Raw genomic sequence first — 21,366 nt, forward strand, 5'->3', positions numbered from 1 at the left:
ATGCGCGGCGAGGTCGCCTTCGACGTGACCGCGCGGGCGCTGACCACCATGGACGCGTCCAACTACCGCCGGGTCCCGCTCGGCGTGGTCCGCCCGCGCGACGCCGACGACGTCGCGGCCGCCCTGTCCGTGTGCCGGACCCACGGGGTGCCGGTCGTGCCGCGCGGCGGCGGCACGTCGATCGCGGGACAGGCGACCGGCACCGGGGTCGTCCTCGACCTCACCCGCCACATGGACCGGATCGTCGCGCTCGACCCCGAGGCGCGCACGGCCGTCGTCCAGCCCGGTGTCGTCCTCGACCGCCTCCAGGAGGCCGCGGCCCCGCACGGCCTGCGCTTCGGACCCGACCCCTCCACGCACAGCCGCTGCACCCTCGGCGGCATGATCGGGAACAACTCGTGCGGCTCGCACTCGGTGGCCTGGGGCACGACGGCGGACAGCGTGCGCGAACTGTCGGTGGTCAAGGGGAACGGCTCCGTCGTACGGCTGGGCCAGAGCTGGCAGGGCGCCCCGGACGGCCTCCGGACCTTGGTCGAGGGCGAGCTGGCCCGCCTGCGCACGGGCTTCCCGGAGCTGCCCCGCCGCATCTCCGGCTACGCGCTCGACGCGCTGCTCCCCGAGAAGGGCGCCGACGTCGCCCGCTCCTTCTGCGGCTCCGAGGGCACGCTCGGGGTGCTCACGGAGGCGGTCGTACGACTGGTCGAGGCACCGCGCGCGCGGGCGCTGGCCGTGCTGGCGTACGCGGACGAGAGCGGGGCGGCCGAGGCGGCGGCCGGGCTGCTGCCGCTGGGGCCGCTCACCGTGGAGGGGATGGCCGCGGACCTCGTACCGCCGGACGCGGGGCTGCCGCACGGCGGCGCATGGCTGTTCGTGGAGACGGGGGGCGCGGACCCGGCGGAAGCACGCGCGCGTGCGGACGCGATCGTCCGGGCCGCCGACGTCCTCGACGCCCTCGTGGTCACCGACCCGGCCGGACAGCGCGCCCTGTGGCGGCTGCGCGAGGACGCGAGCGGCACGGCGACCCGGATGCCGGACGGGAGCGAGGCATGGCCGGGCTGGGAGGACTGCGCGGTGCCGCCGGCCCGGCTCGGCGCCTATCTGCGCGACTTCCGGCACCTGCTCAGCGCCCACGACCTGCGCGGCACCCCGTACGGGCACTTCGGCGACGGCTGCATCCACGTCCGCATCGACTTCGACCTGCTGACCAGTGCGGGCATCGGCCGCTTCCGCCGCTTCTCCGAGGAACTGGCCGAACTGGTGGTCTCCCACGGAGGCTCCCTCTCGGGCGAGCACGGGGACGGGCAGGCACGGGCCGAACTGCTGCCCAGGATGTACGGCACGGAGCTGGTCGGCCTCTTCGAGCGGGCCAAGGACCTCTGGGACCCGGACGACCTGCTCAACCCCGGGATGCTGGTGCGCCCGCACCGGCTGGACGAGAACCTGCGCTTCGCGGTGCTGCCGCGCGAGCCGGTGGACGTGGCGTTCGGATATCCGGCGGACGGCGGGGACTTCTCGGCGGCGGTGCGCAGATGCGTGGGGGTCGCCAAGTGCCGTACGACGGCCGCCGACGCGGGCGTCATGTGCCCGTCGTTCCGGGCGACGGGCGAGGAGGAGCACTCCACGCGGGGGCGGGCCCGGCTGCTGCACGAGATGCTCGCGGGCGAGGTGGTCACCGACGGCTGGCGCTCGACCGAGGTCCGGGACGCGCTCGACCTGTGCCTGTCCTGCAAGGGCTGCCGGTCCGACTGCCCGGTGGGCGTCGACATGGCCACGTACAAGGCGGAGTTCCTGCACCACCACTACGAAGGCAGGAGGCGCCCCGCCGCGCACTACACGATGGGCCGGCTGCCGGTGTGGCTGCGCCTGGTCGACCGCACGGGAACCGCGCCGCTGCTCAACTCCCTGGCCTCCGTACGGCCGTTCGCGGCGCTCGCCAAACGGCTCGGCGGGATCGCACCCGAGCGGGAGATCCCGCGCCTGGCGCCGGAGACCTTCAGCCGATGGTGGGGGCGGCGGTTCAAGGAGCGGGTGCGGCGGATGATGCGGGAGGGGGCGTACGGCCCCGAGGTGGAACTCGACGGGCCCCCGAGGGAGGTGGCGATCCTCTGGCCGGACACCTTCACCGAGCACCTGTCGCCCTCCGTGGGGCAGGCGGCCGTACGGGTGTTGGAGGCGGCAGGGGTGGACGTGATGCTCCCGCCGACGGTGGTGATGCGCAAGCGGACGCCGCGGGCCGGGGAGAGTGCGTCCCTCTCGCACCTCCCCTGGTCGGTGGGCGCGCGGGGCCACGTCTGCTGCGGACTGACCTACGTCTCCACGGGCCAACTCGACCGCGCCCGCGCGGTGATGCGCCGCACGCTCGACCTCATGGGCGTGTTCCTGGACCCGGACGTCCACCCGCGGCCACCCGCCGTCGTCGTCCTGGAACCGAGCTGCGCCGCCGCCCTGCGCACGGACCTCCCTGAGCTCCTGCACGACGACCCGCGCGCGGCGCGCCTCGCCTCTGCGGTGCTGACGTTCGCCGAGGCCCTGGAGCGTCTCGCCCCGGACTGGTCACCCCCGCTCCTCGACCGTCCGGTGACCGGCCAGACCCACTGCCACCAGCACGCCGTCCTCGGCGACGGCGCCGACCGCCGGCTGCGCGAGGCGGCGGGCCTCACCGGCTCCCTCGCGGGCGGCTGCTGCGGACTCGCGGGCAACTTCGGCTTCGAGAAGGGCCATTACGAGGTGTCGAAGACCTGCGCGGAGGAACAACTGCTCCCGGCCGTGCGGGCCGCCACCCCCGACACCCTGCTTCTCGCGGACGGTTTCTCCTGCCGCACACAGCTGGAACAGCTGGCGGGACGCAAGGGGCGGCATCTGGCGGAGGCGCTGGCCGAGGCGCTGGACCAAGGGGTGGACCTGGAGGTCGACCAAGGGTCGGACTGACGGCGTGGATATCCAATACCCAGGTTTTTTAGGCAACTCTCAGGTTTCATAAGGGGATTCACAGTCGTCATGTGCTGCATTTTGCTGTGCCTTGGGGTGCGGGGCGTGTAGGTTCCTTCATGTCGGGCGGCAGGGAAAACCGAGGTGACGACCAGGAATTCCCGCCCGTGTCCGTAGAGAATTCTCGCACCATCGCACTATTGCGCTCGCTATTGCGTAGCCAGAAACCTCAAGGAGTTGGCATGAGCTTCAAGAAGCTTGCCCCCCTGCCCCCCAAGCCCAAGTCGAAGCAGCTCCCGCCCCCGCCGGCGCCGAAGCCGCGCAAGAAGGCGCACAAGCCGCTCCCCAAGCCGTTCCCCAACGACGAACGCTGATCGAGCGGTAGCAGAGAGGCCGACGGTGCGCCGTCGGCCTCTCTCTTTTGAATTCCACGGCGCGGCCTGCAATTCAAATGAGGAGGGCCATGACCCGGCAAAGGCAGAATCAGGGGTACGAGAAACACGAGGAATACGCGGAAACCGGCGTCGGCGCGGTCGCGGACGATCGGTACGAGGACCACGAGTACGAGGACGACGCGTACGAGGACGACGATGAACTCGACCACGACACGCCGACCATCCCCGCCCGTACCGCCTTCCGGCGCTTCTGGCCGCTGACCAAGGGACTGCGGAGCTGGCTGCTGGCCATCTGGCTGTGCACGGTTCTGGCAGCCCTCGCCGAGACCGCCGCCATCCTCCTCTTCAGCGATCTGACCGACCACGCCCTGCAACAGGGCTCACTGGCCGCGTTCTGGGCCCCGGCCGCCGAATGGCTGGCCGTCGCCGTGCTCGGCGCCGCCGTCGCCTACGCGGGCAACTCCCTCGCCACCTGGGTCACCGAGCGCTTCGTGATGCGGCTGCGCGAGCATGTCTTCGACCACGTACAGCAGTTGCCGCCGCACTTCTTCCAACGGCACCGCCAGGGCGACCTGTTGTCCCGGCTGACCAGCGACGTCGAGTCGATCGAGACGATGGTCGTGTCCGGGCTCGTGGGCGCGGCGTCGGCGGCGTTCAGCGCGCTGTTCTACGCGGCCGCCGCCTTCTGGCTGCGCTGGGACCTGGCCGCGGCGACCTTCGTGCTCGCCCCCCTGTTCTGGCTGGCCGCCCGCCGCTTCTCCGGCTCCATCAAGTCCGTCTCGCGCGACGGCCGGGTCGCCGACGGCGCGATCACCTCCGTCGTCGAGGAGTCCCTCGGCAACATCGTCCTCACCCAGGCGTACGACCGCCGTGACGCCGAGCGGCGGCGGCTGAACCAGGAGGCGAACGCCTGGTTCAGGGCCTCCGTACGCTCCGGGCGCCTCAACGAGCTGTACGAGCAGCTCGTCCAGGTCATCGAGACGATCTGCGTGCTCGCGGTCATCGGCCTCGGCGTGTGGGAGATCTCCGGCGGCCGGATGACCCTCGGCCAGCTGCTCGCCTTCGCCGCGTTCCTCGGCTATCTCTACCCGCCCGTGCGCGGCCTGGCGCAGCTCGGTCTGACCATCGCCGCCGCCACCGCCGGCGCCGAACGGCTGATCGAGATTCTCGATGTGCGGCCCGCGGTCGCCGATCCGACGCGCTCGGCGGAGAGCCGGCTCGGCCGCCCCGACGGCGCCGTGGAGGTCCGCGACGCCACCTTCCGCTACCCCGGTGCGGAGAGCGACGCCCTGTGCGGCCTGTCCTTCATGGTCAACCCCGGCGAGCTCGTCATCGTCACCGGCCCGAGCGGCGCGGGCAAGTCCACCGTGTCCAAGCTCCTCCTGCGCTTCTACGACCCGGACGCCGGCTCCGTGCTCCTCGACGGCGTCCCGGTGGGCGACTTCCCGCTGGCCCGGCTGCGCGAGTACGTCACGCTGCTGCCGCAGGAGACTCTCGTCCTGCACGACACCGTCCGCGCCAACATCGGCTGCGGGCGCCCCGGCGCGAGCGACGAGGCGCTGGTGGAGGCCGCGCGCGCCGCCGACGCGCACGACTTCATCATGAAGCTGCCGGACGGATACGACACCAAGATCGACCCCAACTCGGCCCGCCTCTCCGGCGGCCAGCTCCAGCGGCTCGCCATCGCCCGCGCCATCCTGCGCGACGCCCCCGTCCTCGTCCTCGACGAGCCGACGACCGGCCTGGACGCGATGGCCGCGCGCCGTGTGATCAAGCCGCTGCGGCGTCTGATGCAGGGCCGTACGACGATCATGATCACCCACGACCTCAACCTCGCGCCCGACGCCGACCGCATCCTCGTCGTCGACCGCGGCCGTGTGGTCGAAACCGGCCGCCACGACGAACTCCTGGCCCGCGGCGGCGCGTACGCCCGTCTGCACGGATCGCAGAACAACGCGCTGATGGACACCGGAGAGCTGCGGCTGCCGCTGTTCACGGAGGCGGAGGTTCCGGTGGGCGGCGCGGTGCCGGTGGGGATGCCGACGGGGGTGCCTGTGGGAATGCCGACGGGGGTGCCCGCCGGGGTGCCGATGGATTACGCGAGGGGCTTCGTGGCGGAAGCGGCTCCGCAGTACGCGTACTACGGAGCCGATGGGGGAGCCGCCGGGCAGCACGGGGCCGAGGGAGCCTGGTACCCCGGTGCGTTTCCCGACCCCCTCCCCGATCCCGGCTCCCTCCCCGATCCCGATCCTCTGCGGGACCCCCTTGACGGCTATCTGCCCGACGGTCGGCCCCTCTTCCGCGACGAGACACCCTGGACAGGCGCATAAAGGGTTCACGTGCCTGACTTGGTCCATTACTGTGGACTGAGAAGTGCACCTTGATGCACGACTTCCGAGTCGAGCCCCCTGGAAGGCCCCGTGAACACCCCCAGCGCCGCCCCGTCCTCCCCGGCGTCTCCGTCCTCGGCCGCCCCGGCGTTGGCTCCCGCGCCCACCCCGGGTGCGGGCGTCCCGAGCCGGAGGGGTGCCCTCGGCCCCGTGGGGCTGGTCCTGGCCGGAGGCATCTCGGTGCAGTTCGGCGGCGCGCTGGCGGTCACCCTCATGCCACGCACCGGCGCGCTCGGGGTCGTCACCCTGCGCCTGCTGGTGGCCGCGATCGTGCTGATGGCCGTCTGCCGGCCCAAGGTGCGCGGGCACTCACGGGCGGACTGGGGCACGGTCGTGATCTTCGGTCTCACCATGGCCGCGATGAACGGCCTCTTCTACCAGTCGGTCGCCCGTATCCCGCTGGGCCCCGCCGTCACCCTCGAGGTCCTCGGCCCGCTCGTCCTCTCGGTCCTCACCTCCCGCCGCGCCCTGAACCTCCTCTGGGCGGGCCTCGCCCTCGGCGGCGTCTTCCTGCTCGGCGGCGGAGGCTTCAGCTCCCTCGACCCGTTCGGCGTCGCCTTCGCCTTGTCCGCGGGCGCGATGTGGGCGGCGTACATCGTCTTCAGCGCGCGTACGGGCCGACGCTTCCCGCAGGCGGACGGGCTCGCGCTCGCCATGGTGGTCGCGGCGGTGGCGTTCCTGCCGCTGGGGATCGCCGAGTCCGGGACCCGGCTGATCAACCCGACGACCGTGGCCCTGGGCGGCGCGGTCGCCGTCATGTCCTCCGTGCTGCCGTACACCCTCGAACTCCTCGCGCTGCGCCGCCTGCCCGCCGCGACCTTCGCCATCCTGATGAGCCTGGAGCCCGCCGTCGCCGCGACCGCCGGCTTCCTCGTCCTGGACCAGGCCCTCTCCGCCACCGAGGCCCTCGCGATCGCCCTGGTCATCGCCGCGAGCATGGGGGCGGTACGGACACAGGTGGGGCGGGGCAGGGCGAAGAACGTCGGTTCGGGCGGTTCCGGCGGTTCGGTCGGGTCCGGCGGTTCGGCTGTTTCGGCTGGTTCAGGCGGGTCGTAGCAGCCGGAGGATCATCTCCACCGTCCGCTCGACCGGGCGGCCGCGTGCTGTGGCGCTGAACAGCAGTGTGCGGGTCAGGACGGCGCCCAGCAGCATGTCGAACACGTCGTCCGGGTCCACGGTGGGGTCGACGGTCCCGGGTGGCGCGGCGCGCAGGATGTCCTGGAAGAGCGGTCGCGCCGACATACGGACGTACACCTCCGGCGGGCCGGTCCGGTCCGACGTCTGGTGGTGCGCGAGCAGGCCCGCGGCGGCCGCGCGGGCCGCGGGAGTGCTGAAGGCCGCCAGGTAGGCGCGGACGAACCGGCCCAGATCGCGGCCGAGATCCCCCGTCGGCCGCACGCTCAGCGGGCTGAGCCCGGGAAACGTGGCCTCTTCGATCAGCTCGATCCGGGACGGCCAGCGCCGGTAGATCGCGGAGGCGTGCACGCCGGAGTGTTCGGCGACCGCCTGGATCGTCGTCGCGTCGAAGCCGCGCTGGACGAGCAGTTCGCGCGCTGCCGCGAGGGCCCGTTCGTCGATGCTCGTGTCCCGGGGGCGACCGGGGCGACGGCGCGGCTCTGTCATGGCGGACATCGTAATGACCGGCTGTTCACGGCCCCCTATTTATAGGAGGTCCTCTTCTATAAATGGCGGGGCGTCGCTACAGTCCGAGTGGGGATCCGAGCGGGGAAGGGCTGTGACGGATGACCGAGGCCGAAGAGCCGTGCGCCGCCGTCGAGTTGCTGGCGGCCAAGGTCCACGCCCTGGAGGACCAGGTCGAGATCATGCAGCTCGTCGCCCAGTACGGGCCCGCCGTCGACAGCGGCTCCGGCGAGGCCGCGGCGGACCTCTGGACCGAGGACGGCGTCTTCGACGCGGTCCCGCACCTGCGGATGGAGGGCCGGGAGGGCGTCCTCGGGATGGTTCACGGCGCCGGTCACCCGAGCGTGATCCACAACGGCCGCGGCCATGTCCTGACCGCGCCGCACATCGTCGTCGACGGCGACCGGGCCACTGGCCGCAGCCACGCGCTGCACCTGCGCTGGGACGCCGACGCCGGCGGGCCAACAGGACGCGGTGGCCGGCGCCGATGACCCTCCGAGGTCTTTTTGACGACCCTTCGGCGATCGAGCGGACGAGGTGTGGAGAGTGGCTGAAGCCCTGACCGGCAAGTACGGCCCCTGGGGCGTCGTCGCCGGTGGATCCGACGGCGTCGGCGCCGCGTTCGCCCACGCGATGGCCGCCCGCGGCATGAACGTGGTCCTGGTGGCGAGGCGCGTACCCGTGCTGGAGGCGTCCGCCGCCGAGATCCGGGCGAAGTACGACGTCGAGACGCGCACGGTCGCGCTCGACCTCAGCGCCCCGGACGCGTTGTCGGAACTGACGCGGGCCACCTCCGACCTGGAAGTCGGCCTGTTCGTCTACAACGCGGGCGGCGACGACCGCAGCGTCGCCTTCCTCGACAAGGACCTCGGCACCCACCTCGAACTGGTCCACCGCAACTGCGTCGGCCCGCTCGAAGCGGCGTACCGCTTCGGCGGTCCGATGGTGGCGCGCGGGCGGGGGGCCGTGGTGCTGGTGACGTCGGGCGCGGCCTGGGCGGGCGGTGCGACGCTCGCCGCCTACGGCGCCACGAAGGCGTTCGACCTCATCCTCGCGGAGAGCCTGTGGGTGGAGTGGCGCACCCGCGGGGTCGACGTACTGGGGCTCGTCCTCGGCAAGACCGACACCCCGTCCATGCGCCGGGCGTTCGACGCCGAGGGCAAGCCGTACGGAGAGCTCGCCGATCCCGACGACGTCGCGGCGGCGGCCCTCGACCACCTCGCCGACGGCCCCACCTGGATCTACGGGAGCGACACCCCGACCGGCGGTTCCCCGTTCGGCGCGCTCAGCCGACGCGACGCGGTCCTCGCGATGAGCCGGGGCGCGTCCGCGCACGGCGACAATGCCTGACTCCTGCCCCTGCCCCACACGTCTTCCTGCAGCCCGCTCGGGGCGTCTCCCTGTAGTCCACGCAGCACATCAATTAATGCAAGCATGCTTGCTTGTTTCTGCGCCCGCTGCCATGCTCCAGAACGCACCCGGAAAGACCCCGCACACCGCCGTGCCCCGAGGGGAGCCCCACCGTGTCCGACCCGTCGTCAGTGATCGACGATCTGCACCAGGAGAGCGAAGAACTCGACCTGCTGGTACGGGACTTGGCGGCAGGCGAGTGGGCGCGCGCCACCCCCGCCGTCGGCTGGACCGTCGCTCACCAGATCGCCCACCTGGCCTGGACGGACCGTTCCGCCCTGCTCGCCGTGACGGACGCCGAGGCCTTCGCCAAGTTGGTCGAGAAGGCGATGGCCTCGCCCGGCGGATTCGTGGACGAGGGCGCGGAGGAGGGGGCCGGGCTGCCGACCGCCACGCTGCTCGGCGACTGGCGGTCGGGGCGAACGGCGCTGGAAGAGGCCCTCCGCGCGGCCCCCGCCGGCACCCGCTTCCCCTGGTACGGCCCGCCCATGTCGGTCGCCTCCATGGCCACCGGCCGCCTGATGGAGACCTGGGCCCACGGCCAGGACGTGGCGGACGCGCTGGGCGTGGCGCGCACTCCCACCGACCGCCTCCGCCACGTGGCCCGCATCGGCGTACGGGCCCGCGACTTCGCCTTCCACGTACGGGGGATCACTCCGCCCGCCACCGAGTTCCGCGTCGAACTGGTCGGCCCCAAGGGCGAGTTGTGGACGTACGGGCCCGAAGAGGCACCCCAGCGCGTCACCGGCCCCGCCCTCGACTTCTGCCTCCTGGTCACCCAGCGGGTCCACCGCGCCGACCTCGCCGTACAGGCGCAGGGCCCCGACGCCGACCGCTGGCTGGACATCGCACAGGCCTTCGCGGGTCCACCGGGACAGGGGCGCGCGTCCAAGGGAGACGCCAGGTGACCGTCGCGCCCCTTCGGATAGGCAACGCCTCCGGCTTCTACGGCGACCGCTTCGACGCGATGCGCGAGATGCTCACCGGCGGCCCCCTGGACGTCCTCACCGGCGACTACCTCGCCGAACTCACCATGCTCATCCTCGGCCGCGACCGCCTCAAGAACCCCTCCGGTGGCTACGCCCGCACCTTCCTGGGCCAGTTGGAGGAGTGCCTCGGCCTCGCGCACGAGCGGGGCGTGCGGATCGTGGCGAACGCGGGCGGCCTCAACCCCGCCGGACTCGCGGACGCCGTACGGCAGTTGGCCGACCGCCTCGGCATACCGGTGCGCGTCGCCCACGTCGAGGGCGACGACCTGACCGCCGGCCACCCCAGGAGCCTCGCCGCGCACGCCTACCTCGGTGGTGCCGGGATCGCCGCCTGTCTGCGCGAGGGCGCGGACATCGTGGTGACCGGGCGGGTCACGGACGCGGCGCTGGTCACCGGGCCCGCCGTCGCCCACTTCGGCTGGGCGCCGGACGCGTACGACCGCCTCGCCGGCGCCGTCGTCGCCGGTCACGTCCTGGAATGCGGCACCCAGGCCACCGGCGGCAACTACGCCTTCTTCACCGACCACGACCCGGCACGCCTTCGCCACCCCGGCTTCCCGCTCGCCGAACTCCACGAGGACGGCACCAGCGTCATCACCAAACACGACGGCACCGGCGGCCTCGTGGACATCGGCACGGTCACCGCGCAACTCCTCTACGAGACCTCCGGCGCCCGGTACGCGGGCCCCGACGTCACCGCCCGCCTCGACTCGGTCCGCCTCACCCAGGAGGCCCCGGACCGCGTCCGCGTCTCCGGTGTACGCGGCGAGGCCCCGCCCCCCACCCTCAAGGTCGGCCTCAACCGCCTCGGCGGCTACCGCAACGAAGTCGCCTTCGTCCTCACCGGCCTCGACATCGAGGCGAAGGCCGCCCTCGTCCGGGACCAGATGGAGGCAGCCCTCGACGCCGCCAAGTCGCGCCCCGCGGAGGTCCGCTGGGACCTCGCCCGCACCGACCACCCCGACGCCCCCACGCAGGAGACCGCGAGCGCCCTCCTGCGCCTCGTCGTACGCGACCCCGGCCAGGACGCGGTGGGCCGCACCCTCAGCGGCGCCGCCATCGAACTGGCCCTGGCCAGCTACCCCGGCTTCCACGTGATCGCGCCCCCGGGAAAGGGCTCCCCGTACGGGGTCTTCGAGGACGTGTACGTCCCCCAGGGTGCCGTGGAGCATGTGGCGGTCCTCCATGACGGGCGACGGGTGCCGGTTGCCCCGGCCGCCGACACCCTCGTACTCGAACCGGCGCCCGAGTCCGCTCTGCCCGAACCGCTCCCTTCGGGGCCGACGCGACGCGCTCCTCTGGGTGTGGTCGCGGGTGCGCGCAGTGGGGACAAGGGTGGGAACGCGAATGTCGGGGTGTGGGTGCGATCGGATGACGCGTGGCGCTGGTTGGTTCATCAACTGACAGCTGACAGATTTCAGAATCTGATAACTGAAAGCTGTCATCTGAAAGTTGTCCGTCACACTCTGCCGAACCTCCGCGCCCTCAACTTCGTCGTCGAAGGAATCCTCGGCGAAGGCGTCGCCTCCCAGCACCGCTTCGACCCCCAGGCCAAGGCCCTGGGCGAATGGCTCCGCTCCCGCCACCTCGACATCCCGGAGGCCCTGCTGTGACGGTCCTGGCGTCCGCCCTGGACACCGCCGCCCCCGACTACACCGCCCACCGCGAGGCCATGCTCGCCAAGCTCGCCGAGCTGGACGCCGAGCACGCCAAGGCGCTCGCGGGCGGCGGCGAGAAGTACGTGGCCCGGCACCGCAAGCGCGGCAAGCTGCTCGCCCGTGAACGCATCGAGCTGCTGCTCGACCCCGACACACCGTTCCTGGAGCTGTCGCCGCTCGCGGCCTGGGGGAGCGAGTACGCGGTCGGCGCGTCGCTGGTGACCGGGATCGGGGTCGTCGAGGGCGTGGAGTGCCTGATCACCGCGAACGACCCGACCGTGCGGGGCGGCGCCAGCAACCCCTGGAGCCTGAAGAAGGCCCTGCGGGCCAACGACATCGCCCTCGCCAACCGGCTGCCGTGCATCAGCCTGGTGGAGTCGGGCGGCGCCGATCTGCCGTCGCAGAAGGAGATCTTCATCCCCGGGGGAGCGATTTTCCGCGACCTCACCAGGTTGTCGGCGGCGGGGATCCCGACCGTCGCCGTCGTCTTCGGGAACTCCACCGCCGGGGGCGCGTACATCCCCGGCATGTCCGACCACGTGATCATGGTCAAGGAGCGGGCGAAGGTCTTCCTGGGCGGGCCGCCGCTGGTGAAGATGGCGACCGGCGAGGAGAGCGACGACGAGTCCCTGGGCGGCGCCGAGATGCACGCACGCGTGTCGGGTCTCGCGGACTACTTCGCCGTCGACGAGCAGGACGCCCTCCGCCAGGCCAGGCGCGTCGTCGCCCGGCTCAACCACCGCAAGGCGTTCGGCGATCCCGGTCCGGCCGCGCCCCCCAAGTACGACGAGGACGAGCTCCTGGGGATCGTCCCCGGCGACCTCCGACACCCCTTCGACCCGCGCGAGGTCATCGCCCGCGTGGTCGACGGCTCCGACTTCGACGAGTTCAAGCCCCTCTACGGGACGAGCCTCACGACCGGCTGGGCAACCCTCCACGGCTATCCCGTCGGCATTCTGGCCAACGCCCAGGGAGTGCTGTTCAGCGCCGAGTCCCAGAAGGCCGCCCAGTTCATCCAGCTCGCCAACCAGCGCGACATCCCTCTCCTCTTCCTGCACAACACCACCGGCTACATGGTCGGCAAGGAGTACGAGCAGGGCGGGATCATCAAGCACGGCGCGATGATGATCAACGCCGTCTCCAATTCGAAGGTCCCCCACCTGTCCGTCCTCCTGGGGGCCTCCTACGGAGCCGGTCACTACGGCATGTGCGGGCGCGCCTACGACCCGCGCTTCCTGTTCGCCTGGCCCAGCGCCAAGTCCGCCGTCATGGGCCCCCAGCAGCTCGCGGGCGTCCTCTCGATCGTCGCCCGGCAGTCGGCCGCGGCCAAGGGGCAGCCCTACGACGAGGACGCCGACGCGGCCCTGCGCGCCATGGTGGAGCAGCAGATCGAGTCGGAGTCCCTGCCGATGTTCCTGTCCGGGCGGCTGTACGACGACGGGGTCATCGACCCCCGCGACACCCGCACCGTCCTCGGCCTGTGCCTGTCCGCGATCCACACGGCCCCCTACGAGGGTGCGCGCGGTGGCTTCGGCGTCTTCCGGATGTGAGGTCCCAGTGATTACTTCTGTCCTCGTGGCCAATCGGGGCGAGATCGCCTGCCGGGTCTTCCGCACCTGCGGTGAGTTGGGGATCCGGACCGTCGCCGTGTACTCGGACGCCGACGAAAACGCCCTCCACACGCGTGTGGCCGACGAGGCGGTACGGCTGCCGGGGGCGGCGCCCTCGGACACGTATCTGCGCGGCGACCTGATCGTGAAGGCCGCCCTGAGCGCCGGCGCGGACGCCGTGCACCCCGGCTACGGCTTCCTCTCCGAGAACGCCGGCTTCGCGCGGGCCGTCCTCGACGCGGGCCTCGTCTGGATCGGGCCGCCGCCCGAGGCCATCGAGGCGATGGCCTCCAAGACGCGCGCCAAGAAACTGATGGGGCTCGAACCGCTGGAGACGGTCACCGCCGCCGATCTCCCGGTGCTCGTCAAGGCGGCCGCGGGCGGCGGCGGACGCGGTATGCGTGTCGTACGCGAGCTCGACGCCCTCGACGCCGAGCTGACCGCCGCCCGCGCCGAGGCCCTCAGCGCCTTCGGCGACGGCGAGGTCTTCGTCGAGCCCTACGTAGAGGGCGGTCGGCATGTGGAAGTGCAGATCCTCGCCGACGCGCACGGCACGGTCTGGGCGCTCGGCACCCGCGACTGCTCCCTCCAGCGCCGCCATCAGAAGGTCGTCGAGGAGGCCCCGGCCCCCGGTCTCGGAGACCTCACGGAAACCCTCTACGACCTGTCCGTGCGGGCCGCCCGTGCCGTCGACTACGTGGGCGCGGGAACGGTCGAGTTCCTGGTCGCCGACGGCAAGGCCCACTTCCTGGAGATGAACACCCGCCTCCAAGTCGAACACCCGGTGACGGAGGCGGTCTTCGGCGTCGATCTCGTCGCGCTCCAGATCCAGGTGGCGGAAGGCGCGGCGCTCGCGAACGACCCCCCACGCGCGCGTGGGCACGCGATCGAGGCCCGTCTGTACGCCGAGGACCCGGCGCGGTCCTGGGCCCCGCAGACCGGCACCCTGCACCGCCTCGCCGTCGCGGAGGGCGTCCGCCTGGACACCGGTTACACCGACGGCGACCCGATCGGCGTCCACTACGACCCGATGCTGGCGAAGGCGATCGCGTACGCGCCCTCGCGTGCGGAGGCCCTGCGCAAGCTGTCGGGTGCCCTGGAGCGTGCCGACATCCACGGCCCGGCGACCAACAGGGATCTGCTCGTACGCTCCTTGCGGCACCCGGAGTTCGCCGAGGCCCGCATGGACACCGGGTTCTACGAGCGCCACCTCGCCGCCCTCACGACGCCGGCCCCGGACCCGTACGCGCCCCTGGCGGCGGCCCTGGCGGACGCGCGGGGCCACTCCCGCTCCCGGTTCGGCGGCTGGCGCAACCTCCCCTCGCAGCCCCAGGTCAAGCGCTACGACCTGGCCGGCACCGAGCACGAGGTGCGCTACCAGCACACCCGTGCGGGCCTCACGGCCGACGGGGTACGCGTGGTGCACGCCGACGCCCGTCTCGTCGTACTCGAAGTGGACGGCGTACGCAGGAAGTTCGAGGTGACGCGGTACGGCGACCAGGTGTTCGTGAACGCCACCGCCCTCACCGCCCTGCCCCGCTTCCCCGACCCCACCGCCCAGCAGGCCCCCGGCTCCCTCCTGGCCCCCATGCCCGGAACCGTCGTCCGCGTCCACGAGGGACTGGCCACGGGAGCCGCCGTACGGGCCGGAGAGCCCCTCCTGTGGCTGGAGGCGATGAAGATGGAACACAAGATCTCCGCGCCGACGGCAGGCACGCTCAGCGCCCTACACGCCACCCCCGGCCAGCAGGTAGAAGTCGGGACTCTCCTGGCAGTAGTAGATCCAACTCCGTGAGACAAGCGCCCCGTTGGGGGCGCGGGGCTGTCACATCATGCGGCTCCGCCGCGTGGGCGCGACCAGCCACAAACAACCCGCAGCGTAAAGACGGCCCCAGGAGCCCCCATGAGCCCCGCCACAGAAACCGAAGAACACAAGGCCCTCCGATCAGCCGTGGCCGCCCTAGGCAAACGCCACGGCCGCGACTACGACATCAACACCCTCTGGTCCGAGGCCGCCAAGCTCGGCTACCTCGGCGTCAACCTGCCGGAGGCATACGGTGGCGGGGGCGGCGGCATAGCCGAACTCTCCATCGTCCTGGAAGAACTCGGCGCCGCGGGCTGCCCCCTCCTGATGATGGTCGTGTCACCGGCGATCTGCGGCACGGTGATCGCCCGCTTCGGCACGGAGGCCCAGAAACAGGAGTGGCTCCCGGGCCTGGCCGACGGCACCCGCACCATGGCCTTCGGCATCACCGAACCCGACGCGGGTTCCAACTCGCACCGCATCACCACCACCGCGCGCCGGGACGGTGCCGACTGGCTCCTGAGCGGCCGCAAGGTGTTCATCTCCGGCGTCGACATCGCGGACGCCACCCTCATCGTGGGGCGCATGGAGGACGCGCGGACGGGTCGCCTCAAGCCCTGCCTGTTCATCGTCCCGCGCGACGCCGACGGCTTCGGGCGGCGGCGGATCGACATGGAACTCCACAGCGCGGAGAAGCAGTTCGAGCTGACCCTCGACGACGTGCGGCTGCCCGCCGACGCGCTCGTCGGCGACGAGGACGCGGGCCTGCTCCAGCTCTTCGCCGGGCTCAACCCCGAGCGGGTGATGACGGCCGCGTTCGCGATCGGCATGGGCCGCTACGCGCTCTCCAGGGCCGTCGAGTACGCCCGCGAGCGCACCGTCTGGAAGCAGCCCATCGGCGCCCACCAGGCCGTCGCCCACCCCCTCGCACAGGCCCACATCGACCTCGAACTCGCCCGCCTGATGATGCAGAAGGCGGCGTACCTGTACGACTCCGGGGACGACGTCGCCGCAGGTGAGGCCGCCAACATGGCCAAGTACGCGGCGGGCGAGGCCTGTGTGAGGGCCGTCGACCAGTCCGTGCACACCCTCGGCGGAAACGGCCTCACCCGAGAATTCGGCCTCGCCTCGTTGATAACGGCCTCGCGCGTGGCTCGTATTGCTCCGGTGAGCCGGGAGATGATTCTCAACTACGTCTCCCACCAGACCCTGGGCCTGCCCAAGTCGTACTAGCCCGCCGCTCCACGAGCCGCTCCAGGAGGAACCGTGTTCCGCAGCGAGTACGCCGAAGTCCCGGCCGTAGAGGAACCCATTCACGAGGCGGTCCTCGGCCGCGCCGCCGAACGCGGCGACACGCCCGCGCTGATCGACGGAGTCGACGGCACCACGCTCACCTACGCGCAACTGGACCGCTTCCACCGGCGGCTGGCCGCCGCGTTCGCCGACGGGGGCGTCCGCAAGGGCGACGTCCTCGCCCTGCACAGCCCGAACACCATCGCCTTCCCGACGGCGTTCTACGCCGCCACGCGCGCGGGGGCGTCGGTCACGACCGTGCACCCGCTCGCCACGCCCGAGGAGTTCGCCAAGCAGCTGCGGGACAGCGCCGCGAACTGGATCGTGACCGTGTCGCCCCTCCTGGAGGCGGCGCGGCAGGCCGCCGAGCTCGCCGGCGGAGTGCGGGAGATCTTCGTCTGCGACAGCGCGCCGGGGCATCGCTCGCTGATCGACCTGCTCGGTTCGACCGCGCCCGAACCGGAGATCGACATCGACCCTGTGACGGACGTGGCGGCCCTGCCGTACTCCTCCGGAACGACCGGCATACCCAAGGGGGTGATGCTCACCCACCGGTCCATCGCCACCAATCTGGCGCAGCTGGTGCCCTTCTTGCCGATGGGCGAGGGCGAGCGCATCCTCGCGGTGCTGCCCTTCTTCCACATCTACGGGCTGACGGCCCTGATGAACGCACCCCTCAGGCAGGGCGCCACCGTCGTCGTACTGCCCCGCTTCGACCTCGACACCTTCCTCGCGGCCATCGAGAAGCACCGCATCAGCGGCCTCTTCGTGGCGCCGCCGATCGTGCTGGCCCTGGCCAAGCACCCGGCCGTCGCGCGGTACGACCTGTCGTCCCTGAAGTACATCGTCTCCTCCGCCGCGCCCCTGGACGCCAAGCTCGCGCTGGCGTGCGCCGAGCGGCTCGGGCTGCCGCCCATCGGCCAGGGCTACGGGATGACGGAACTGTCTCCCTGCACGCACCTGGTCCCCGTGGACGCCGCCCAGGACGCGCCCCCGGGAACGGTCGGCAGGCCGGGCACCGAGATGCGCATCGTCTCCCTCGACGACCCCGACATGGACCTCGGCGTCGGGGAGGCGGGCGAGATCGTCATCCGCGGTCCCCAGGTCATGAAGGGCTATCTGGGGCAGCCCGAAGCCACCGCCGCGATGATCGACCCGGGCGGCTGGCTGCACACCGGAGACGTCGGCCACGTGGACACCGAGGGCTGGCTGTTCGTCGTCGACCGCGTCAAGGAGCTCATCAAGTACAAGGGCTTCCAGGTCGCGCCCGCCGAACTGGAGGCACTGCTCCTCACCCACCCCGGTATCGCGGACGCCGCGGTCATCGGGGTCTACAACGAGGACAACAACGAAGTCCCGCACGCCTTCGTGGTGCGCCAGCCGTCCGCGGCCGGTCCGGCCGGTCCTGCGGCGGACCCCTCCGACGTCCCCGGCCTCTCCGAAGGAGAGGTGATGATGTACGTCGCCGAGCGCGTCGCCCCGTACAAGAGGGTCCGCGGCGTCACCTTCATCGACGCCGTCCCACGGGCGGCCTCCGGAAAGATCCTGCGTCGGGAACTGCGGGGCCTGGCATGACCGTTGAACCGGTTGTCCGCGTGGCGCACGACCGCGCCGTCACCACCCTCACCCTCGACTCGCCCGCCAATCGCAACGCCCTCTCCGCCGCCCTCGTGGGCGAGCTCGCGGACGGGCTCACCCGGTGCGGCAAGGACCGTGACGTCCGCGCGGTCGTCCTCGCCCACACGGGGAACACGTTCTGCGCGGGCGCCGACCTGCGCGACCCCCCGCACCCGGACGCGCTCGTCGCCCTGCTGCGGCAGATCGTCGAGCTGCACAAGCCCGTGGTGGCCCGGGTGACGGGCCATGTGCGGGCGGGCGGACTGGGGCTCCTCGGAGCCTGCGATCTGGCGATCGCCTCCAAGGAGGCCACGTTCGCCTTCACGGAGGTACGCATCGGTGTCGCGCCCGCCGTGATCTCCCTTCCCCTGCTGCCCCGTACGGACCCCCGCGCCCTCGCCCGCTACTACCTCACGGGCGAACGTTTCGACGCGGCGGAGGCGGTACGGACGGGACTCCTGACGGCGACCGGCGACGACGTCGACATCACCCTGGAACCCGTCCTGGACGGCCTGCGCCGCGCCTCCCCCCAAGGCCTGGCCGAGACGAAACGGCTGCTCACGGCTAGGGTGCTGGAGGCCTTCGACCGGGACGCGGACGCCCTGACCGCGCTCTCGGCCGAACTGTTCTCCTCCGCGCAGGCCCGCGAGGGGATGACGGCCTTCCTCGAACGACGGGATCCCGCATGGGTGGTGTGAGCACGACGGAAGCAGCGGAGCGCGCGGAGTCCACGGACGCTGCAGACGCGACCACGGATGCGACCACGAACGCCACGGACGCGACCACGGACGCGACAGAGCCGGCCGAAATCGCCCCCCGCAGCCCCCGGCTTCCGCACGTTCCCAAGCAGGACCGCAGCCGCGCCACCCGGCAGCGGCTGCTCGCGGCCGCCGTGGCCTGTCTCGCCGAGCACGGCTGGGCGGGCTCCACGGTCTCCGTCGTCGCCGAGCGCGCGGGAGTGTCCCGGGGGGCCGCCCAGCACCACTTCCGCACCCGCGAGGACCTGTTCACCGCCGCGGTGGAGTACGTCGCCGAGGAGCGCTCCACCGCCCTGCGCGCCCTGTTCCCGGAAGGTGCCGCCGACCGCCGCGAGGTGGTCGCGGCCCTGGTCGACCTCTACACCGGCCCCCTCTTCCGCGCCGCCCTCCACCTCTGGGTCGCCGCCTCCAACGAGGAGCAGCTCCGCCCCAGGGTCACCGAGCTGGAGGCCCGCGTGGGCCGCGAGACCCACCGGATCGCCGTGGAACTCCTCGCCGCCGACGAATCCCGCCCGGGCGTTCGCGAAACGGTCCAGGGTCTGCTGGACATGTCCCGCGGCCTCGGCCTCGCCAACCTCCTCACGAACGACGGGGGGCGACGGGAACGGGTGGTGGCGCAGTGGGGCGTACTGCTGGACGAGGCGCTGGGCTGAGCCCCACCGACGTCACGGACCGAGCCCCGCCGACGTCACGGACTGAGGCGCTCCGCCCGCCAGCTGCCGTCCGGCTCCACCACGTACCGCAGCCGGTCGTGGAGGCGGTTCTCGCGGCCCTGCCAGAACTCGACCGTCCGGGGGGCGATGCGGAAGCCGCCCCAGTGCGGGGGCACGGGGACCTGCTCACCCTCCGGGTAGCGGGCGCTCAACTCCTCGTAGGCGGCGTCGAGCTCGTCCCGGGAGGAGATGACCGAGGACTGCGCGCTGGCCCAGGCACCGAGCTGGGAGCCGTGCGGGCGGGTGCGGAAGTACGCGGCGGTCTCGTCGCGTCCGGTGCGCCGCGCCGTCCCGGTGACGATGACCTGGCGGGCCATCGGGTGCCAGGGGAAGAGCAGCGAGACGTAGGGGTTCTCGGACAGCTCACGGGCCTTGCGGGAGTCGTAGTTGGTGTAGAAGACGAAGCCATGCTCGTCGTACTGCTTGAGCAGCACCGTGCGTGAGCTGGGCCGGCCCTCCGCGTCCGCCGTGGAGACGACCATCGCGTTCGGCTCGTACACCATGCCGTGCACGGAGGCCTGCGCGGCCTGCTTGAACCAGCGGGCGAACTGGTCCATGGGATGCGCGGCGAGATCGGCCTCGACGAGCCCCTCGGCGCGGTAGTGGGCGCGCATCGCGGCGGGGTCGGCGGCGAGTTCTTCGGCGTCGCCCGTGGCTTCTGCGGCGGCGGCTGCCGCAGCGCGCAGGACGAGGGGCTCGGCGGCGGATTCATCCGGGAGGCGGTCGCGGTCGGTCACGCGGTCATCTTGCCGTATCCCGGTACGGCATCGAGTGTCAGTGGGTGGCACTGAGTGCCGCAGGGCCTCCCCAAAGGTGGCACTCGGAGATATGGTGCTGCCACCGTTCCGGTGGGATGACCGCCGGTCGCACGGGGCATCACCGGGAAGACGTACCGGACCGCGAGTCCACGAGCCGACCGTGGAGCCGGACGTCGACCACCCATCACCGACGCACGGTTTCCCTTCCAACCGCAAGACGCGCCCCCACCATCACCCCGCACCATCACCCCCCATAAATCCCCCGTCGTACACATCACGAGGAGCCGCCTGATGTCCGACTTCGTACCCGGACTCGAAGGAGTCGTCGCGTTCGAGACGGAGATCGCCGAACCGGACAAGGAGGGCGGCGCACTCCGGTACCGGGGCGTCGACATCGAGGATCTGGTCGGCCACGTCTCCTTCGGAAACGTGTGGGGCCTCCTCGTGGACGGCGCCTTCAACCCCGGCCTGCCGCCCGCCGAGCCGTTCCCGATCCCCGTCCACTCCGGCGACATCCGCGTCGACGTCCAGTCCGCGCTCGCCATGCTGGCCCCCGTCTGGGGCCTCAAACCCCTCCTCGACATCGACGAGGCCCAGGCCCGCGAGGACCTCGCCCGCGCCGCCGTCATGGCCCTCTCGTACGTCGCCCAGTCCGCCCGCGGCCAGGGCCGGCCCATGGTTCCGCAGAGCGAGATCGACAAGGCGCACTCCGTCGTCGAACGCTTCATGATCCGCTGGCGCGGCGAGCCCGACCCCAAGCACGTCGCGGCCGTGGACGCCTACTGGACGTCCGCCGCCGAGCACGGCATGAACGCGTCCACCTTCACCGCCCGCGTCATCGCGTCGACGGGCGCGGATGTCGCCGCCGCCCTCTCCGGCGCCGTCGGGGCCATGTCCGGGCCGCTGCACGGCGGCGCGCCCTCCCGCGTCCTCGGCATGATCGAGGAGATCGAGCGCACGGGCGACGCGGAGGCCTACGTCAAGAAGGCCCTCGACAAGGGCGAACGCCTGATGGGCTTCGGCCACCGTGTCTACCGTGCCGAGGACCCGCGCGCCCGTGTCCTGCGCCGCACCGCCCGTGAGCTCGGCGCTCCCCGCTTCGAGATCGCCGAGGCGCTGGAGAAGGCGGCCCTGGAGGAGCTCCACGCGCGCCGCCCGGACCGCGTCCTGGCGACGAACGTCGAGTTCTGGGCCGCGATCATGCTCGACTTCGCCGAGGTCCCGGCGCACATGTTCACGTCGATGTTCACCTGCGCCCGTACGGCGGGCTGGTCGGCGCACATCCTGGAGCAGAAGCGCACGGGACGGCTCGTACGGCCGTCCGCGCGCTATGTGGGCCCCGGTCCGCGCAGCCCCCAGGAGATCAAGGGCTACGAGGACATCGCGCACTGAGCCCCCGTCG

The 21,366-nt window shown here is 72.0% G+C and carries 17 protein-coding genes; 15 read left to right on the forward strand and 2 right to left on the reverse strand.

Translation table 11 applies throughout. The features are described from left to right. The 4 genes from KVT44_RS15770 to KVT44_RS15780 all read left to right on the forward strand — a co-directional run bounded on the left by KVT44_RS15770 (nucleotide 1) and on the right by KVT44_RS15780 (nucleotide 6,769). Nucleotides 1-2,928, forward strand: a complete 2,928-nt coding sequence (locus tag KVT44_RS15770; RefSeq protein ID WP_254649469.1) for an FAD-binding and (Fe-S)-binding domain-containing protein — start codon at nucleotides 1-3, stop codon at nucleotides 2,926-2,928. Between the two features lie 242 nt (nucleotides 2,929-3,170). Beyond that, entirely contained in the window at nucleotides 3,171-3,302 is a 132-nt protein-coding gene (locus tag KVT44_RS60020) for a hypothetical protein (RefSeq protein WP_256258009.1), read from the forward strand. An 89-nt stretch (nucleotides 3,303-3,391) separates the two neighbouring features. Further along, a complete protein-coding gene (locus KVT44_RS15775; protein ID WP_217567501.1) occupies nucleotides 3,392-5,653 on the forward strand; it encodes an ABC transporter ATP-binding protein in 2,262 nt (753 codons plus the stop codon). Nucleotides 5,654-5,743: 90 nt separating this feature from the next. Then, nucleotides 5,744-6,769: a DMT family transporter gene (locus KVT44_RS15780; RefSeq protein WP_217567502.1), complete on the forward strand. Its 1,026-nt coding sequence runs from the start codon at nucleotides 5,744-5,746 to the stop codon at nucleotides 6,767-6,769. Here KVT44_RS15780 and KVT44_RS15785 read toward each other — a convergent pair. Next, the gene (locus KVT44_RS15785) at nucleotides 6,755-7,336 is read right to left on the reverse strand and encodes a TetR/AcrR family transcriptional regulator (protein ID WP_217567503.1); all 582 of its coding nucleotides are present in this window, start codon (nucleotides 7,334-7,336) and stop codon (nucleotides 6,755-6,757) included. The two genes, KVT44_RS15780 and KVT44_RS15785, sit on opposite strands and share 15 nt — an antisense overlap. A gap of 119 nt (nucleotides 7,337-7,455) precedes the next feature. Between KVT44_RS15785 and KVT44_RS15790 the strand changes: the two genes are divergently transcribed. The 10 genes from KVT44_RS15790 (at nucleotide 7,456) to KVT44_RS15835 (ending at nucleotide 19,146) form a co-directional block, all read left to right on the forward strand. Beyond that, on the forward strand, nucleotides 7,456-7,845 hold the full coding sequence (locus KVT44_RS15790) for a nuclear transport factor 2 family protein (RefSeq protein ID WP_217567504.1): 390 nt from the start codon (nucleotides 7,456-7,458) through the stop codon (nucleotides 7,843-7,845). 55 nt (nucleotides 7,846-7,900) lie between these two features. Further along, entirely contained in the window at nucleotides 7,901-8,704 is an 804-nt protein-coding gene (locus KVT44_RS15795; RefSeq protein WP_217567505.1) for an SDR family NAD(P)-dependent oxidoreductase, read from the forward strand. A gap of 173 nt (nucleotides 8,705-8,877) precedes the next feature. Further along, nucleotides 8,878-9,672, forward strand: a complete 795-nt coding sequence (locus KVT44_RS15800) for a TIGR03084 family metal-binding protein (protein ID WP_217567506.1) — start codon at nucleotides 8,878-8,880, stop codon at nucleotides 9,670-9,672. Beyond that, nucleotides 9,669-11,366 carry an acyclic terpene utilization AtuA family protein gene (locus KVT44_RS15805; protein WP_217567507.1) on the forward strand — a complete coding sequence of 566 codons (1,698 nt, stop codon included), beginning with the start codon at nucleotides 9,669-9,671 and terminating at the stop codon, nucleotides 11,364-11,366. The genes KVT44_RS15800 and KVT44_RS15805 overlap by 4 nt, the downstream gene beginning before the upstream one ends. After that, nucleotides 11,363-12,961 carry an acyl-CoA carboxylase subunit beta gene (locus KVT44_RS15810; protein WP_217567508.1) on the forward strand — a complete coding sequence of 533 codons (1,599 nt, stop codon included), beginning with the start codon at nucleotides 11,363-11,365 and terminating at the stop codon, nucleotides 12,959-12,961. The genes KVT44_RS15805 and KVT44_RS15810 overlap by 4 nt, the downstream gene beginning before the upstream one ends. Nucleotides 12,962-12,968: 7 nt before the next feature. Then, entirely contained in the window at nucleotides 12,969-14,816 is a 1,848-nt protein-coding gene (locus KVT44_RS15815; protein WP_217567509.1) for a biotin carboxylase N-terminal domain-containing protein, read from the forward strand. Nucleotides 14,817-14,924: 108 nt separating this feature from the next. Beyond that, nucleotides 14,925-16,058 (forward strand): acyl-CoA dehydrogenase family protein, encoded by a 1,134-nt coding sequence (locus KVT44_RS15820; protein ID WP_217567510.1) that lies wholly within the window; start codon nucleotides 14,925-14,927, stop codon nucleotides 16,056-16,058. A 33-nt stretch (nucleotides 16,059-16,091) separates the two neighbouring features. After that, nucleotides 16,092-17,693: a 4-coumarate--CoA ligase family protein gene (locus KVT44_RS15825; RefSeq protein WP_217567511.1), complete on the forward strand. Its 1,602-nt coding sequence runs from the start codon at nucleotides 16,092-16,094 to the stop codon at nucleotides 17,691-17,693. Then, the gene (locus KVT44_RS15830; protein ID WP_054235649.1) at nucleotides 17,690-18,433 is read left to right on the forward strand and encodes an enoyl-CoA hydratase family protein; all 744 of its coding nucleotides are present in this window, start codon (nucleotides 17,690-17,692) and stop codon (nucleotides 18,431-18,433) included. Before KVT44_RS15825 ends, KVT44_RS15830 begins: the two co-directional genes overlap by 4 nt. A gap of 110 nt (nucleotides 18,434-18,543) precedes the next feature. Continuing rightward, entirely contained in the window at nucleotides 18,544-19,146 is a 603-nt protein-coding gene (locus KVT44_RS15835; RefSeq protein ID WP_075027416.1) for a TetR/AcrR family transcriptional regulator, read from the forward strand. Between the two features lie 35 nt (nucleotides 19,147-19,181). Here the strand turns inward: KVT44_RS15835 and pdxH are convergent, their stop codons facing one another. Next, entirely contained in the window at nucleotides 19,182-19,820 is a 639-nt protein-coding gene (gene pdxH, locus KVT44_RS15840) for a pyridoxamine 5'-phosphate oxidase (protein WP_217567583.1), read from the reverse strand. A gap of 435 nt (nucleotides 19,821-20,255) precedes the next feature. Between pdxH and KVT44_RS15845 the strand changes: the two genes are divergently transcribed. Beyond that, nucleotides 20,256-21,356, forward strand: coding sequence for a citrate synthase 2 (locus tag KVT44_RS15845; RefSeq protein ID WP_075027080.1), 1,101 nt, complete (start codon nucleotides 20,256-20,258; stop codon nucleotides 21,354-21,356). The last annotated feature ends 10 nt before the right edge of the window (nucleotides 21,357-21,366 follow it).

The sequence above is a fragment of the Streptomyces sp. GbtcB7 genome (assembly GCF_019091445.1).
In the GTDB taxonomy this organism is placed as follows: domain Bacteria; phylum Actinomycetota; class Actinomycetes; order Streptomycetales; family Streptomycetaceae; genus Streptomyces; species Streptomyces mirabilis.